Genomic DNA, 17,078 nt, shown 5'->3' on the forward strand with positions numbered 1-17,078 from the left:
CTAAACTTTGATTAACCTTTGAGCAGAATGGATCATTTGTGATTTCATCCTTTCAATTACCTTACGATCTTTGGTAAGTGCATACAAACGTAATCCACCTAAATAACTCATATATAGTTCATAACTCAAGGATTTTACAAGATCGGGGCGTAAACTCGGCTCGAACTTCAGGATACAAATTTCTACAGTTTCTAACACATGTTGTATGGCGCGATTCCGATACGAATCAAATTGGTTCAGGTGGGAAATTTCACCTGAAAACAATGCAATTGGACAATCTTTTCTGGAGGTATTCCTTTGGTTACGAACAATGAAATTCACCCATTTATCAATGAAGTCAGAAAGATCGTTTGCTTTCCCTAACACTTTTAACATCACTATCCTTTGTTGTTCGGACAAATAGTTTAAGTATTCAAATCCAATGTCATCCTTTGATCGAAAATGATCATATAGAGTTTTTTTATAAGCACCAGCCTTTTCTAATATTTCTGCAATGCCTGTAGCTTGGAATCCTTTCTCGCGGAACAAAGCAAATGAACTTTCTAAAATTTTATCTTTCGGTTTCAAAATGATGACTCCATTTTCTATTTTTTTTCTAACTGGTTCGCTGGCATATTGGAATGAACCTCTAAAACAGATTTTCCATTTAAATCTTTGATGGATGTCGACCAGCGTAACAAACCATCTTGCAAAGAGATTTGAATGAATCCATAATTTTCATTTTTGTATGTATTCCCAATCTTCAATTCGGAATCATATTCTAAAGGTAAAAATGGAAGGGGCAAATTGAGAGAACTAGATGTAATTTCAATCAAAGAAGATTTGTCCGGGATTTTATATTCGTGGATTTCGGCAATATGCCTATCTCCAGATACAAGTAACAATCCTTTAGTATTCGCATTTTGAAGAGCGAGTAATAACCTTTCTCTTTCATGTGGAAAATTATTCCATTTTTCAAATGGTTGTTCTGTTGGTAAAACTTGGATGCTAGAAACAAAAATGAGTAAGTCGGATGGTTTTGCCAGTTCTTTTGTAAGCCATTCCCACTGCTCTTGTCCCAAAATGGTCCGAGTTGTATCGGAAGAAGGACTGTATTGGCTTTTCCCAGTCAAATAAGAATAAAAACTCTTTTCTAAAGGAGAACGAAAGTAACGTGTATCGGGAATGATGATATGGATTTTTTTTCCCTGAAATGGAATCCAATAGGAGTAGAAGATTCCTTCTTTATTTTCTGTGCCAAATGAAATTTGTTTTGGCATCATAGGTGAGATGTATTTTAAAAATATATTTCTGGAATTTACTTTGTCTACATATTCGCCACCACTATCATTGATCCCGTAATCATGGTCATCCCAAGTAAACAGTAGTTTGGTGTCTTTTTGGATCAACTTCCATTCTGGTCGTTTGAATTGTTTTTCATAAGCAGGAATTTTATCATTTGCAAACAATTGGTCCGCATAAATGTTATCACCTAACATGATGAAATAATTCATTTTTTCTGATTGGATGATTTTTAAAATAGGACTTTCTTTTTCTTGGTGCAAACAAGAACCAAATCCAATCGAAAGAGTTTTTGACTCTTTTGCGACCAGGGGATAGGAAAGTGAACTAAGACCGAGAAGTATAAAGAAAAAATGTTTCATGAGAGAAATGATAGAATGAGAAGAACCTATCTCCTAATAGAAGTTTGGATGGATGATTGAGTAACGTCAATCGTAAATCCTTATCTACCATACCGGTAATACCCATGCCTTGGGTAATGATAGGAAGGCCTTGTCAAATAAGGAACAATGGTCGGATATGGAGATCGTCTATCATATTGAATGTCTGATTTTCGAAAAAAGGAACCTCGGTATAAAATCGCATTTTGGTAATAGGTTTCGTTCACAAATGGTGAATACACCATGCCTGTCATTTGCCATTCAAATTGAGCAGTTTCACCCGAAACGGTCACTTCCGTTTCTTTATACATCATAGATGCAGACCGAACATCACCAATCACACAAGGTTCCAATCGACTGGGTACAGGCCCTTCCATCAAAACCAAACATTCTGATTGATAACCATACTTCTTTGCAAACCCTCCACCATTTGATTTGATGGGGATAGCAGGTTCATCCAAAGTGATATATTCCTGGTTCTTCTGCCGCCCCGAACAATCGAAACAAAAAACAAAGATGAAAAACAGAATCCAATATTGAGTCATTTGTATGAACCCCTCTTTCATTTCGAATATTGTAAGGTCGGAATCTTTCGATTTTGATATTGGCTTTGAGACATGGATTGTCGGAGGATATTCTCCTTTAACGATCGGTTATGAAATGGGCCTCGTCCTAGTGTGACGTCTTGGTAAAACTCTAAATTGGAATGTCCTTCCAATAAATAACTTGGAACATACCATACATGGATACGACCTTCTACTTTGATCATTCGGTCATAATCGACACTTCTGAAATCACCAATCGGACAAGGTTCCATTCTAGAAAAAGGAATCGATCCACTCGGTAGGACCAAACATTCCGAACTGGCGCCTAATGTTACTTGCCGGCGAATGTATTCGTTTCTCTTTTCTCTGATCGAATCATCCACGATGCCTAAAAATACCATACGGTCAAAACTGGTACAAGAATGGAAACCTATTATAAGAAAGAAGAGCCACCTCATATGGAAAGTATAACCTCCTAACGGAGGGAAAGCGATGGTAGTTATCCGCATTTGCGGATACTACCTAAATCAGTTTTTCGAAACTCAATTTTTTAGTTATGGATTTGGAAAGAGGGGAAACCGAATCAAATTAAAGTTTTTGGAATTGGATACGGTAAGCAGTGACCGATGAGGAAACGGGACGTCCTTGGCACTGGTACAAATCGGGATTTACAAGCCCAGAAGCCAATATTTGGTATTGTTTTCCCATCTCGAGACTGATTTCACTTGGAGTGGGATTCTGAGAGGAAAATAAATCGGTACTTCCCTCCCTCAATTTTACATGGAAATCAAAAGAAAGGGAATTACATCTGGAAGAAGATAAAGTCTGTTTACCCGCAAATGATTGGACCTGGTATTTTCCCGATTTTTCTACCTGAAGTGAACCATTCACAAGTTGTGCACTACATATAGATGTTTGCCCTTCTCGTAAAACAAATGTTACTCCAGCATTTTCACTTGTTAAAAATTGGCATGGTGGATTCGATAATGCTAGAAATACCAAAACATCACCGAGTGGATCACCAGTGATTCTGGTGCCAGGAATGAGTCCTTTGTCTTCTTGTGAGGAACATTGGAAAACAAACAACACCATACAGAAATGGAAAAAACAAAACTTACGCATACTTTACCTACTTGTCGAAACAAATAGGTAAAAAAATACGAAGTTGGTTCTTTATTATTTGAGAATGGTAAACTGTTTTCGAATTTGTTCCATCATTTGGATTTTTTCCGGGCTTGACTTGTCCGTACTTTCGGGTGCATCCTGTAATGTTAAGATCCTTGTGCCTTCCTTTGTAGGGATAAGATAAATTTCATAAACAAGGTCCACACCAGAAATCTTTACAAATAATTTTTTACCAGTGTATGTAGCATTTCCAAAACGATCTTCTACATCAAAGATTTGGGTATTCTCTTTTCCCATTCGATCTGCAAAAGCATTTGTATAATCTTCGATTGTAATCGCTTCAGACAAAACAAAATACATGATTTTAAAATCATTACCAGACAAAACCCAACTTTTATCACTATCGGATTGGATGTCAGCTTCCCAAGTAAAGGAAGCTAAATAGGAAAACTGAATTCCACCATATGCGAACTCTTTCCATTTACCTGCTTTTAACAATAGATTTAAGTTTTGGAAATTTCCGTTTATTTTTTTAGGAATATCAGCGATGAGATCATAATCCTTTCCATTGATTTGGAGTGTATATTGAACATTTGGTTCTCTACTTTCATCAATGGCAAGGAGAGGGAAAACAAGAGTTAAAAAACTAACAAAAAATAGATGTGAATATTTCAAAGGTGACCACCTGACTTTCACATCTTTTCAGATAGGTTTCGATTTGTAAATAGAGGTTTTCCTTTTTTTAAAGGCCACACTCAATATCTGAGATACAAGCTAGTTTACTCATAAAACATTTACTACTATTGGAACAAACATGAGGTGATGGTCCGTTACAAGTTGAGGTAGCTGTGATCTCACGACACGTTCGGTTATTTTTTTCTTCACTCGTTAGGACAATGAGTTTGAACTCGGAATGGATTTTAAGTTCTGGATTCGATTTTAAAGAAGCAGTCACTTGAAAGGATTGAAACATTTGATTGGAAGAAGTTGTTGGGATTCCCGTAACTATACCTGTATTGGAATCGAAAAAAATGCCACTCGGAAGTTGGGGTTCAATTCCAAACACAATCTCACCTAAATTCACTAATCCTTGTAAGGAAGGATTCAAAGCCCTTGGTTCAAAATTTGAAATCGCCTGGTTGGTTTCCAAAAAGTAAGAACGGAATGAATAATAAAAGGATCCAAGACATGGCAAAAGGCGTTTTTCTTTTCCGTTCGATGGACTGACAATTTGAACTTCGATCATGGGACTCGGACATACTTTCACTTGCCCTTTAATTTCTTGATCAGTAGTGCTTATAAAGGAAAGATACTTATCACCAACTTCTCCCCACAATGTTTTCGGAGATAACAAGAGGAGATTCTTACCTGTGATCACAAAGTTAGAATTTTCCAAAAGTACGTTTGGAGTGAAGGAGTGGATCTCAAATTCATTCCCTAATGTTGGCTCATTTGGTTCATTCGATGTTTCGACTTGTGGCACTTTGACCGTAAGAAGGATTCCCTCCATCCAATTTGAAAAATTTGAATTCGAATTGTCGGAACAACCAAACAATACGAGAACGAATGAAGTCATCACAAGAATTTTTGCATAACGATAGTTATAGATTTTTTTTCCCATTTGTTGTACCACCTTGTAATGGATTGGGGTAAATCTTTCTATGAAATGGTTTTAAAAAAGATGGGAAAATATCATTGACTCAAGGGTTACAAACTGAATCCATTTTCCCTTATGCCTACAGAAATTACGATTAACGCGCTCATCACTTCCGAACGAAAAAAAGTTTGGGAATACTATACAAACCCATCTCACATCACATCTTGGAATTTTGCAGATCCCTCTTGGCATTGTCCCGCTGCAAAAGTGGATTTAGTTGCAGGTGGAAAGTATTTTGCAAGAATGGAAGCAAAAGATGGAAGTTTTGGATTCGATTTTGAAGCAATATTCGATGAAGTGAAAGAATTTCAATCATTGTCTTACACAATGCCTGACGGTCGAAAGGTTAAGGTGCAATTTTTAGACAAATCTCCCAATACGGAAGTGATTGTTGTTTTTGATGCAGAGAATGAAAATCCAGTGGAGATGCAAAAAGATGGATGGCAATCGATCTTAAATAATTTCAAACATTATGTTGAATCAAATTAGTGATTGAATCCAGTTTCCCTTACAACTAACATTTCTTAATTGAGAAAGAAATCCAACAATCCTACTCTCTTTTGGATTGTTGGACAAAGAAACTCAATCGGTTTCTATGTATTTTTTCCACCAACGTTCCAATAGATTTGGTTCCTTTAGTTTTACCAACTGCCCAAATTTTGGAGTCATCAAATCAATGTTATATTTTTTTGATTCTCTTTCAATGTTTTCAGCTGGTTCATACCAACTATGAAGGGATAAATTAAACATTCCCCAATGGACAGGCACCAATCGTTTGCCTTTTAAATCCAAATGAGCTTTTGCGGTTTGTTCTGGCAAAACATGAACCGCTTCCCACATAGGATTGTATTGTCCATTTTCGATGAAAGTTAAATCAAAGGGACCATATGTATCACCAATTTGTTTGAAATGGATATCGTAACCGGAATCCCCACTAAAATAAAATCGTTCCTTTTCACCTATCACTGTCCAAGAAGACCAAAGAGTTTGGTTCCCATTCATACCCCTCCGTCCTGAAAAATGTTGAGCAGGTGTACAAACAATTTGAATTTTTCCAATGGTAAACTTTTCCCACCAATCGAGTTCTGTGAGCCGATCTTCAGGAATCCCCCATTCTTTTAGATGCGAAGTCACACCCAGCGGAGTGAGAAAACGAGTATATTTGGCTTTAAAAAAATCGATAGTTTCCATATCCAAATGATCGTAATGGTCATGTGAGATAATGATATAATCGATTTTTGGCAATTCTTCTAATTTCACAACAGCATCTTGGAATCGTTTGACCATAAAAGCAAAGGGAGCTGCTGACCCTGAAAAAACAGGATCAAAGAGTAAAATGGTTCCTTCAATGTTCACAAGGAATGTAGAATGCCCAAACCAAATAAATTTGATACTTTCGTCAGGTTTTAAAAATTCCTGAAAGTTTGGTTTTTCTTCCGGTAATTTTACGGAAGGTTTCTGGTATTTGTCACCACCAAACATAAACTTAACGAAAAGAGAAAAGAAGTTTTGACCTTCTCTCATTTTTTCCAGTACATCTGGTCTTCGGTTTACGAACTGTTCGCGTGAATGATCGTAATGGGTTGATTTTTGAATCAATTCTTTATGGGAACCTTCTGGGTCTTTTCCAAATGCCTTACATTGGAAAAAAGAAATAGAAAATACCACTACGATTGATAAGGATATGAGGATTGTTGGCAAAGAAGTTTCTCCAAACACAGCTGTCTAAGTTAGACATTTTGTATCTGGAAAAACGTTTTGTAAACTTATCTTATGAGGGTATTTAATTTTTCTTTTGCCTTTTCATACCAAAACCCAGATTTTTGCATTTCCAAAATGGATTTCAGAAATTGAATTTCTGCCGATTTTTGATTTTTGCCAAATTGAGGATCAAAAATTATTTTTTCCTGAAGAGGATCAATCCGCCTATGGTAAAACTCTGAGTCGTCCGAAATTCGGTTGAACTCTATGGTAAAACTCGAAGTACCAGGAATTTGATTCGTTTTGATCGTATAAATACCAAGGAAAACGATCTCTCCCGGTTTCCCTTTGATTTTTAATGTATTCACACTTTTGAAAGGGTTTAGCCTTGAATTCATACTGATTCTACATTTATTTCCACAACTCCTTGTCCAATTCAGTTCCCTAATTAAATACTCCTTGTCGCCATCCAACTTGTTTGGGTTAAAAATTGATTTTTTAGGATGATTGGAAAATGAAACATAAGATTCTTTTTCTTCTTCAAAATAATAAAAAGAAGTTTTAATATAAGAACCTCTGTATATATCAAGAGATGGATTTAGTTCTACAATCTCGTCTATTTTTACATTTTCCCCTGATAACGGTTGTAAGCTAACGTAACTAACCGCAATCGAAAAATCCTTTTGTTCGGTCTCATCCAATAATAAAAAACCAACAAGAGTGTTTTTTGTCTCGGATTTAGAATCACTAGGATCAAACACTCGTTCTGTTGTTGCTTTACACCCTGCAGAAATAAATACATAAGTGAAAAAAAGAATAAGAACTGAAGTGATACGGTGAAAAGCCATGGTAGATTACAATGTTTTGTAAATTAGAGGTGTCAAGAAAAAATAACTTGATATTAGGCGGGAAGAATTCATTCTTTGGCGATGTGTTCTAGAGTCGGATTCTTTTTTTACATTTTATGTTTGTTATGCACAAACAACTGTATGACGTTTGCTGAAAATTTATCAGAAGTAGATACTAAATTCCTCCTATCCTTAAAACAAAATCCGTCCCAAAAATCCATTACCATTTTCAACCCATCTACATTTGATCATCCAAGTAGTGTTATCAATCAAGGAAAACTGCTACAAACAGCATTTGAAACAGCTGGTTATTTCAAATCTGTCAAAGTTGGATACAAGGATGATGATGTTTATGCTTTAGTGTTTCTAACGAGAAAACCTGAAGAAGGAATTGGTGTTTGGATCTCGGGACTTTCGTTTGGAATCTTACCAAGTATCACTTATGAAACGATCACAACAGAAGTGAGCATTCGTGATCAAGAAACGGGAAAAGCAAATAATTACAAACGAGAATCAAAATTTAAAGTGTACAATGGATGGATATTTTTACCCCTTTGGCCTTTTTTCCTCGAAAATCCGGAATTCCAAAAATTATTAAACCACCATATCCATTCCATTCTAAAAGAAGCAAAGTTAGATGGAACCATCTAACTTTACATATTGATTGAAAGGAAAGGCTGAAAAAAAGTTAACCGTTTGTGTTATTTTTTTTCTTCTTTGACTTTGATTCCGTAAAACCCTTCTTTTCTTCCTATCCAATACAATCGATCCATTTGGTCTTCTACCATCATACGTTTGTTAAATGTTTCCGAGTAAAAGTCCCACTCTGTATTTCCTTGGTAATCGCGAGGCCACTCTTTTTTCCTTTGGTATGGATGGTCTTTTTTAGGGAAGTTGGATTTGTGGTATGCCCATTCCAAAACATGGAATAATTCATGGTAAATGAAAATGGGATGGTTGGCATGATTTCCACTTGCGATACTTTTATTGGAATCCGAAAGGATGGTCAGTCTCACTTCTGGATCTGCATCAGTGCCATAATTCCATTCAGTCCCACCTCCATTGGTTATGAGTACTCGATTTGGTTGTTTGACACCTGGCCAAACGACAATCACTCCATCACTTGATTTGATCTGGTCGAGTATATCCTTTGATAATGCTGGTTGGATGGATTCGAGCGAAGGTTGCATCACAAAACGAAAGGATTCATCTCTAAAATTTGTAGAAGTGATTTCTGAATTGGTACGGATCACTTCATAATCCCAATGGATTCCCTTTGATACCTCTTCAAAGGAGTCTCGAAAGTAAATAAAACTTAACAATAAATCGGAAAAATCCTTTTCCGTTAAATCTGCATCCATATTTCCAAAGGAACTTAATTGATTAGGTAATGGATCTTTGAATCGTGTGCGAGGGACAACCAAAAATATCATTTTTAGATTCCGGCGAGGTTCTTCTTTTAACTTTTTTGTTCTAAACTGTAACGCCTTGTATTTGATGAGAAGTTGGTCTCGTAAAAAATTCCAATATGAGGTTACGTGTACATCCATATCTGGGTATAACAAAGATATGGTATCAAATGCGTAATTGTATTTCCCTTTTTTTACATATTCATCAGTGAGTAAGGAAGTATTCCAAGCGATTGCAGGAACGAGTGGGTTAGACAATTTATCTTTGAACAGATTATTCTGAAATAATTCATGCCACTTTTCCCTTTCTTCCATTGTGATTTCTGAATCGATAAAAAGTTCACCGACATTATAACCAGTGTTCATTGCTGCATCTTTTCCAGATAACAAAGAAAGACCAGAGTATAAAAATTCCCTGGCCTTCTCTCTTTCATTTAACTTTAAATATGCGATCGTTAAAACATTGATTAGAGACCCATAGTTGTCATCCCCAATTTTTTCTCTTGCTTTCGGAATGACCTTAGGGATGAGGGATACCATTTCAGAATAACGAGAATCATGATTGAGACACCAGATTGCTGTTGTCAAACTAGATGGTTCTTCTTCAGGAACGAGTATAATATGTTGGTTTGCACTCTTCACACATTCATCTGGCCATTTCCCTTTTTTACTCGCCAATTGAGAAGAAGAAGCCAATCGAAGCCACCAACCAAAACTATCTTTTGGATCCGCTTGGATAATCCCTTCCGATAGTTTGAATGCAGAGAGGTAATCTTGTTTTTTCAAAAACTTGTCTGCTTGGTTCCAAGTCACCTGATCAACAGCAAACAATGACGAAAAGGAAAGACAAATTAGCAAAAATAGATTTCTTTTTTGGTTCATCAAATCACCTCGGGCAATGGAAGCGTAGAGTATTGATTGTTTTTAAAAAGAATCAATCGTTTATTTTGATTCTTTGGAAATGATCCTCTCTTGGTGGCCTGGGTAAATGTATTTGGTTTTTTGATACGTTGCAATACCCTTCAAAGTATCCAAACTCAGACGATTCAATTTTGGGTCAGTCGTAAAGGTTCCAGGAATTACATTTTCTAACCAACCAAAACGTGTGTGACAAGTGTCACCTAAAACCAAATGACCACCATCCTTGGAAGGGATAAAGAATGCTAAACTTCCTCGTGTATGCCCTGGAACAGAGATGATAAAAAAACTTTGATCACCGAAAAAATCAAAAACGAAAGTGCTAGAATTGACATCAGCAAAATCAAGTTGTAATAAATTTGGATTTTCACCTAACAAACGATTGGTAGACCCTTGTACAAAAGCATTGATGAATTGTGAATGGTCCATCTCACCTGGTCCAACATAAAATGGAATGTTTCGGTCTAACTCACTAGCACCCATCACATGATCAAGGTGTAAGTGTGTAAAAAAGACTCCTTTCAATTGGATTTTATTTTTTTCTAAATAACTTTTTGTAGTTTCATAGATCTTTAATTTATCAAAATTCATTTGAGAGGCAACAAGGGAACTGACTGGAACTTGGTCTTTTCCTTTTGTAAAACTTTCCCCGATCCCGGAATCGATCATAAAGGTTCCCCCTTTTGGGTGTTTGATCAAATAAAAATAAATTGATATTGGTTCTAGTCTGTCCTTTAGATTGGCAAGTTTGGATTTTGGATCCTCTAAATCCAATAAACCCGCAAGTGGCACTTCCCAATCGGCTGCTTTGATGGTTTGGAAATCGACATATGTCTTTGGATTGATGGGAAGTGTGAATGTTTGATTAGAGGAAATGATTGGATAGTTTTTGTATGCATGTGAACTCACATGACAGTGAGTATAAAACAAAATTAAAAAAAAGAACGGAAAAAATCGTAGGACCGTTTGGATTTGTTTCATCAGAAGGAAACCTCTTTTGACTCAATTTCCACACGATCCTAAAAATTGTAAAATCAAACTTGAGATAAAAAAAAGCACAATCCGAATCGAAAGGTCCAAACCCCTGTGCGAATCCAATTTGTAAAAACCAACCGTTTGATTTGATTCAAATCTTTTCCCTTTAACAATTGATTATGAATGGGGACACTCACAAAAAAAGTAACAAACCATACAAAAATTACGAGAACCAAATTAAGTCGGTAAAAAATCGAATTCATATCTAAATACCAAAGGAAACTTGCACTCACAAGTTCAAGTAACATCAAAGGAGCTACAATCAAAGTGATTCGAGAAGAATGAAACTCATGGAATTTAGAAAAATCTGATTCGTTTATATAAAAAAAAGTTGGGTAATGAAGGATTTGAATGATCCAGATGACAGCGACCATCATCGCACATGATATGAGTTGTATCTGATTCAAAATTGTAAATGAATCCATAGTATGTAGACGAATGGAAAGTCAATTGTGATCACTTCCCATCCACAGATTCTTTACTCTTTTATACTATGCCAACCATTTCCAAGCTGCTTCCATATTGGGAACCGACTTCATTTCCACTAGTCCAGTTTTTAATGTGGTATCTTCAATGGAAATGGCAGATAGTGCTGATTCTGGTAAAACAACAGCCATTTTACGAAGTGTTGAATTACTTGCTTTTGGAAACCATTCAAGGTTAACCCAATCTTGTCCCGATTTTGAAACCAAACCGATTTGCCTTGTATCGGCCAACCACTTTGAAATTTTCCATTTATCAATGATTTCCAAAGCTTTTAAGAGAATGGATTTGTATCCTTCATCACTGTAATCTGGTTTCCACACAACTTCGATTAAATGATGATTGGGAACATAGTAAATGTCTCCAATTTCAGATGAATATTCAATCCTATGAGTTTTTGGATCCCTAAAAAAATCATTCTGATGGGAAACAGTGGCATTGGTTTTGAAAAGATTCACCATGGAAATCAATTTCTCTGTGGCATTGCCGAATTGATTGAGGTTATCTGCCAAAAATTCACTTTGTTCTGAATTTTTAAATGAAATCTCACTGATGGAAGATACAGACACCATTACTTCGTTTGTTGCCGTTTTATGTTCATTGACAGCATTTTTAATTTCATCTGATCTTTCTTTAACAAATTGAGCTAAATTAAAAAGTTTACCTTCAACATTCTTTTGCGATATAATTGCATTCTTTACTTCTTCTATATGACTTGAAATGACATCAATGGTACCAATGATGGATTGGATTTCGGAAGTAGTAGATTCTATCCTTTCCCTACCTAACTCAACATCCTTTTGATTTTTTTTAATGAGAAGATCGATACTCTTTACTGCACTTGCTGTTCTTTCTGCTAATTTAGAAACTTCATCAGCAACAACAGCAAATCCCCTTCCCGCATCTCCTGCTCTTGCTGCTTCTATGGAAGCATTTAATGCCAACATATTCACTTGTTCACTAATTTTATTGATGATATCTACTGTACGAGAAATTTCAGTAGAACTGGATGTTAAATTTTCCATTGCATCATTCATAAGCTTTAATGATGTTTTTCCCGATTCTGCTTTTTCGATGATGACTTGGATAGAAGTCAAAGTTTCATTTACTGTGTCTGCTGTTTCATCAATGGCTGTAGACAATGATTCAACTTTCTCTTTCAGATCCGACATACTATCTTTGTTTTCATTTGCAATATTGGAAATGGATGTTGCCACACCAGAAATTTCCTCAATGGAAGCTGAAACCTCTTCTGTTGCAGCCGACTGGGATTGTAAATTTAATGCAAACTCACTCGTGATTTTTTTCATTTCAACTGATTCATTCGAAAGAGTAGATGCAGAAGTTTTAATGTGTTGGATCAGCTCACTTTGTGCCAAAATCATACGATGAAAACTATGATAAAAATCTTTAAAGATATCATTTTTATGATACTGAATCTGGATTCCTAAATTCCCCAAACCAACTTCCTTAAAAGCAGATTCCAGTTTCATAAAGATGGAAGTAATCCAATTTCCAAAAACAATCCCTATACCAAAACTAACAGGTGTAATGATAACAAGCGTAAATCCAATTTGGATTAACAATTGATCCTCAAAATTCTGCATCAGATGCAGTGATAAAAAAGTGCCAAGGGAACATAATATCCCGAACGCTAAAAAACTAAGGAGGAAGTATATTTTGAGTCTCGTTTGCATATCCTATACTACGACTAAAATTTTCAAGTTTTGGCAACGAGTACTATTTATACTTTGAGCAAAAAATAATTAGATCGAAATCTTTCGTACAGATTCGCATGCAGTTTCTACAAGATCCTATTCCCCGCAAGTTTGGATTTGTGACTGGCTTTTCCCGTTCACTACAAGTCCTCTGAAATGGTTCCTTGTCTTTTTTAAGATACAAAACCTAAATTTCGGAACCCACTTAAATTCTTGGATCCAACCAATGAAGACAGCTGACTAGTTCCCTGTTTTGGTTCTTAAACACAACATGATTTCTATGAACCGAATCTTCTGATGTTCTATGAAAGAAATCCTTTCATTCTCTCATTTCTCTTAAATGATCATATGGAATTCTTGACTTTCCGCACTCAATCTGATTCATTTTTTCCAACATGATCCAGATTTTAACCTTTGTTCGCTCACTATTCCAAGCGCCAGTGGGAGTCGAATTGCGGTACCAACGATACTACGTCGCGACTAACTCAATTTATGTTTTAGCAGGTCTTATCCATTTTACCTTTGTCTTTTTTTTCTGGTTCGTCGGTGCTTATGAGATGGCAATCTTCAACATTGGAAGTGTATTCTGGTTTGCATTTACAATTTGGATCAATCGAAAAAAATATCTATTTACTTCCTTGTATTTATGTTTTTCTGAAGTGTTTTTACATGCACTAACAGCGACTTATTTTTTTGGATGGGGGGCAGGATACCAATACTACATGATGTTATTTGCAACGGGAATTTTCCTTTTGCCTCCTGGAAAAAATTTTCTTAAATTTGGAAGCATTGTGATTGGGTGCCTCTTATTCGCATCTACTTATTATTATTCGATGAATTATCCTCCCATTTATGTATGGAGTACAAATTTTCTCACACTCATCAATGTATCCAATATTGTCTTTTCCACTTTATTCCATGCAGGATTTGCATATTATTTTACGTTAGCTGCCAATATCGCCGAAGACTCGTTAGAGAGAGAAAATAAAGCACAAACTGCTTTTTTCCAAAACATCTCACATGAATTGAGAACACCTCTCACGTTAATTTCAGGGCCTTCTGAATCCGCATTAACTCGTGAGGAAGGATTAAATCCACAGGAGGTCAAAATCATAGCCAACCAAGGTAGAAGATTAACTCGACTCGTAAACCAACTACTTGACCTTCAAAAAATTACATCAGGCAAAATGGAAATCAAAACATCACCCATCCTTCTAGGTGAATTTTTATCGTTGGTATCAGAAAATTTTAATGCCTACGTCAAAAGAAAAAACATTCAATTTGAACTCGTTTTAGAAGAGAATGATTCCATTGTTGCTGCTGATCCAGAACAATTGGATAAATGTATTTTCAATTATTTATCCAATGCCATCAAATTTACCGAATCAGGTGGTAACATCAAATTACAAACAAAGGAAAAGGATGGGGAGGTGATTGTCTCAGTCTACGACACAGGAGTTGGCATGAATGAAAATCAAATGAAACGCCTATTTTCTCGTTTTGGAATCAGCGAAGCTTCCCTCACAAGAGAACAAGAAGGTACAGGTCTTGGTTTAGCACTTGTGAAAGAGTTAGTGGAATTACATGGAGGTAAAGTTGGAGTTGAAAGTGAAATAGGAAAAGGTTCTCATTTTTATTTTTCATTACCCATTTTAAAGAATGTAAAGACAACAGATATCTCAAGTTGGAAAGAAAAACAATCACACCTTTTCCAACATGAATACATTCCTGAAGAGGCAAAAACACTTATCGTAAATGTAGAAAAACCACCTTACAAACATTTTGTAAAACTTCTAGTTGTAGAAGACAACCCAGACCTTCGATCTTACTTAGGATCAATTCTCACGAGGGCCGGTTACCATGTCCTCGTTGCAAAAGATGGAGAAGAAGGTTTAAGAACGATTTACTCTGAGAATCCAGACTTAGTCATCACTGATCTGATGATGCCAAAACTCAGTGGTCTTGATTTGATCAAAGAAATTAGAAAAAAAGAACTATTCCATTCCTTACCTGTCATCTTGTTAACAGCCAAAGCGGATGTAACCACGAGAAAGGAATTACACAGTGAAGGTGCTGACTTATACCTTTCAAAACCTTTTTTAGAATCAGAATTATTGAGTGTGATTCGAAATGCATTACGATTGAAACAAAAAGAATTTTATTTACAAAATGAATTAGCGCGTGGAATCAAAATCCAAAAAAGACTATTGCCTGAACCAAATTTTAATAAAAATCAAATCGATGTTAAATTAGAATTTTTGCCAAGTGATGGAATTGCAGGTGATTATTATTGCATCCAAACATTGGAAAATGGGAAAACTTTTGTTCTATTAGCAGATGTATCAGGGCATGGTTTCTCTGCAGGAATGATCTCCACCTTATTACACTTTAGCTTACAACTTCCCATTAACAACAAAGAAAATCCTGCCGAATGTTTGACCCAAATGAACTCAAATCTATATGGAAATACGGCAGGATTATTCATCACTGCAGTTGCCGTTGTCATTGATCCCCATGAAAAAAAATTCATTTGGTCGAAAGCAGGTCACGAAGACATTTATTTCGGCAATCAAAATCATATCACTGCTCTCTTAGGAAAAGGGAAACCTCTTTCCATTCTTCCTGAATGGGAGGGAACCAATTTCGAACTACCATATGAAGTGGGAGATAAACTCTTTTTATTCTCAGATGGTATTTTTGACGTTCGTTCAAAAGACAATTCGATGTTCCGAGAAAAGGGATTTGTTGAATGGTTAAAGGATGAATCTCTTTGGAAACGCGACAATTCACTCAAATCTTTGTTACAATCAGCGATTTCCCATCAAAACTCTGAACTCTTTGAAGACGATGTAACTTTACTTTCCATCCAATTCTTAAGGTAACTATTTTTAAGAAAATCAAATTCATTTAACATCGAATTTACGTCTAAATCACCGAGGAAAATGATGCAAACAAATCTATTACAAAATATCTTACGAACTGTACTCGGACTTTTTATGACACTTGCTGGTGTAGGCCACCTTACCTTCCAACGGCAAGAATTTTTAGCCCAGGTTCCGCGCTGGTTACCCCAAGATCCAATGTTTATGGATTTTGTTGTATTGTCTTCAGGAGTGGTGGAAATCACATTTGGACTGTCTTTACTTTTTTGGGCGAAAGAGAGGATTAAAGTGGGGATCCTACTTGCAATCTTTTTCGTTTTAATCTTCCCAGGGAATATTTCCCAGTATACAAATGGGATCAGTGCCTTTGGTCTCGATACCGATGAGAAAAGACTGATCCGTCTATTTTTCCAACCTGTCCTCATTCTTTGGGCATTATGGTCAACGGGTGCATTACGATATCTGATCGACAAACAAAAAAACAAGTAAATATATTTCCATTGAGAAAACCAAATTTATAAATTTTCCTTTTCGAATCATTTGGAAAATGATAAATTTGGTCAAATTTTATCAACTGGAAGTCTCTATGAAATTTCTTTCAAAAACAAATCTGACTCTTCTCACTCTTTTGTCACTACTGGCTTGTAACAAACTTTCACAATCACCAGAAGCAAAACTAAAAGAATTAGTTCCAAAATTCCAAAAGACAATGTGTTCCAAAACGATTGAGTGTACGAAGGATGAATTTGCAAAAATCCCTCCTGCTTATCGGAATATGATCCCACCTTTTATGCAGTCGGAAGAAAACTGTATCACGTTCTTTGACCAAAAAATGAAGGAAGCTGAGAAAAAAAGAATCGAAGAGAAAAAGGAAGTAACAGAAGAACAAGTACAAGCTTTTGAAAAGTGTATCTTAGCATTTGATCAATTGACATGTGATACATTCAAAGGTGCAAAAGGAAAAGTTTCCATACCAGAATGTGAAGAAGCACAAAAATTTTCTGGCAACTAAGAGGCCAAAATGAGGATTGGAACTTCCAATCCTCTCCCTTTCATTACTCTCACACACGTAAACCATTGAGATCAAAAAAACAAA

18 protein-coding genes are annotated in these 17,078 nt (G+C 35.9%); 5 read left to right on the forward strand and 13 right to left on the reverse strand.

The genetic code is table 11. The annotated features are described in order from the left end of the window. The 7 genes from CH354_RS17335 to CH354_RS17365 form a co-directional block, all read right to left on the reverse strand. A complete protein-coding gene (locus CH354_RS17335) occupies nucleotides 1-567 on the reverse strand; it encodes a TetR/AcrR family transcriptional regulator (protein ID WP_100727646.1) in 567 nt (188 codons plus the stop codon). A 17-nt stretch (nucleotides 568-584) separates the two neighbouring features. After that, the gene (locus CH354_RS17340; RefSeq protein ID WP_100766552.1) at nucleotides 585-1,643 is read right to left on the reverse strand and encodes an alkaline phosphatase D family protein; all 1,059 of its coding nucleotides are present in this window, start codon (nucleotides 1,641-1,643) and stop codon (nucleotides 585-587) included. 80 nt (nucleotides 1,644-1,723) lie between these two features. Continuing rightward, complete coding sequence (locus CH354_RS17345) at nucleotides 1,724-2,122, reverse strand: hypothetical protein (protein WP_238760713.1); 399 nt, start codon at nucleotides 2,120-2,122, stop codon at nucleotides 1,724-1,726. A 101-nt stretch (nucleotides 2,123-2,223) separates the two neighbouring features. After that, entirely contained in the window at nucleotides 2,224-2,715 is a 492-nt protein-coding gene (locus CH354_RS17350) for a hypothetical protein (RefSeq protein WP_243396140.1), read from the reverse strand. Nucleotides 2,716-2,794: 79 nt separating this feature from the next. Further along, nucleotides 2,795-3,328, reverse strand: coding sequence for a hypothetical protein (locus CH354_RS17355; RefSeq protein ID WP_100727648.1), 534 nt, complete (start codon nucleotides 3,326-3,328; stop codon nucleotides 2,795-2,797). 54 nt (nucleotides 3,329-3,382) lie between these two features. Continuing rightward, nucleotides 3,383-4,006 (reverse strand): hypothetical protein, encoded by a 624-nt coding sequence (locus CH354_RS17360; RefSeq protein ID WP_100727649.1) that lies wholly within the window; start codon nucleotides 4,004-4,006, stop codon nucleotides 3,383-3,385. Nucleotides 4,007-4,073: 67 nt separating this feature from the next. Next, a complete protein-coding gene (locus CH354_RS17365) occupies nucleotides 4,074-4,952 on the reverse strand; it encodes an Ig domain-containing protein (RefSeq protein WP_243396141.1) in 879 nt (292 codons plus the stop codon). A gap of 111 nt (nucleotides 4,953-5,063) precedes the next feature. Here CH354_RS17365 and CH354_RS17370 point away from each other — a divergent pair, with 111 nt between their 5' ends. Beyond that, the gene (locus CH354_RS17370; RefSeq protein ID WP_100727650.1) at nucleotides 5,064-5,477 is read left to right on the forward strand and encodes an SRPBCC family protein; all 414 of its coding nucleotides are present in this window, start codon (nucleotides 5,064-5,066) and stop codon (nucleotides 5,475-5,477) included. 93 nt (nucleotides 5,478-5,570) lie between these two features. Here the strand turns inward: CH354_RS17370 and CH354_RS17375 are convergent, their stop codons facing one another. Both CH354_RS17375 and CH354_RS17380 read right to left on the reverse strand, forming a co-directional pair. Continuing rightward, nucleotides 5,571-6,689, reverse strand: coding sequence for an MBL fold metallo-hydrolase (locus CH354_RS17375; RefSeq protein ID WP_243396142.1), 1,119 nt, complete (start codon nucleotides 6,687-6,689; stop codon nucleotides 5,571-5,573). 65 nt (nucleotides 6,690-6,754) lie between these two features. Continuing rightward, nucleotides 6,755-7,537, reverse strand: coding sequence for a hypothetical protein (locus CH354_RS17380; protein WP_100727652.1), 783 nt, complete (start codon nucleotides 7,535-7,537; stop codon nucleotides 6,755-6,757). A gap of 141 nt (nucleotides 7,538-7,678) precedes the next feature. Between CH354_RS17380 and CH354_RS17385 the strand changes: the two genes are divergently transcribed. Beyond that, nucleotides 7,679-8,188: a hypothetical protein gene (locus tag CH354_RS17385; RefSeq protein ID WP_100727653.1), complete on the forward strand. Its 510-nt coding sequence runs from the start codon at nucleotides 7,679-7,681 to the stop codon at nucleotides 8,186-8,188. 50 nt (nucleotides 8,189-8,238) lie between these two features. On the opposite strand, the gene CH354_RS17390 is transcribed toward CH354_RS17385, so the two are convergent. From CH354_RS17390 to CH354_RS17405, 4 genes are all read right to left on the reverse strand, one after another. Then, nucleotides 8,239-9,828 carry a hypothetical protein gene (locus CH354_RS17390; protein ID WP_100727654.1) on the reverse strand — a complete coding sequence of 530 codons (1,590 nt, stop codon included), beginning with the start codon at nucleotides 9,826-9,828 and terminating at the stop codon, nucleotides 8,239-8,241. Between the two features lie 60 nt (nucleotides 9,829-9,888). Then, on the reverse strand, nucleotides 9,889-10,845 hold the full coding sequence (locus tag CH354_RS17395) for an MBL fold metallo-hydrolase (RefSeq protein ID WP_100727655.1): 957 nt from the start codon (nucleotides 10,843-10,845) through the stop codon (nucleotides 9,889-9,891). A 53-nt stretch (nucleotides 10,846-10,898) separates the two neighbouring features. After that, complete coding sequence (locus tag CH354_RS17400) at nucleotides 10,899-11,306, reverse strand: hypothetical protein (RefSeq protein ID WP_125172413.1); 408 nt, start codon at nucleotides 11,304-11,306, stop codon at nucleotides 10,899-10,901. An 84-nt stretch (nucleotides 11,307-11,390) separates the two neighbouring features. Beyond that, entirely contained in the window at nucleotides 11,391-13,079 is a 1,689-nt protein-coding gene (locus CH354_RS17405; protein ID WP_100727657.1) for a methyl-accepting chemotaxis protein, read from the reverse strand. A 416-nt stretch (nucleotides 13,080-13,495) separates the two neighbouring features. On the opposite strand from CH354_RS17405, the gene CH354_RS17410 reads away from it, so the two are divergent. From CH354_RS17410 to CH354_RS17420, 3 genes are all read left to right on the forward strand, one after another. Continuing rightward, nucleotides 13,496-15,982 (forward strand): SpoIIE family protein phosphatase, encoded by a 2,487-nt coding sequence (locus CH354_RS17410; RefSeq protein ID WP_100766554.1) that lies wholly within the window; start codon nucleotides 13,496-13,498, stop codon nucleotides 15,980-15,982. A gap of 63 nt (nucleotides 15,983-16,045) precedes the next feature. Then, nucleotides 16,046-16,471 (forward strand): DoxX family protein, encoded by a 426-nt coding sequence (locus tag CH354_RS17415; protein ID WP_100727659.1) that lies wholly within the window; start codon nucleotides 16,046-16,048, stop codon nucleotides 16,469-16,471. A 97-nt stretch (nucleotides 16,472-16,568) separates the two neighbouring features. Beyond that, nucleotides 16,569-16,994: an LA_2478/LA_2722/LA_4182 family protein gene (locus tag CH354_RS17420; protein WP_100766557.1), complete on the forward strand. Its 426-nt coding sequence runs from the start codon at nucleotides 16,569-16,571 to the stop codon at nucleotides 16,992-16,994. The last annotated feature ends 84 nt before the right edge of the window (nucleotides 16,995-17,078 follow it).

The sequence above is a fragment of the Leptospira levettii genome (genome assembly GCF_002812085.1).
Taxonomy (GTDB): domain Bacteria; phylum Spirochaetota; class Leptospiria; order Leptospirales; family Leptospiraceae; genus Leptospira_A; species Leptospira_A levettii.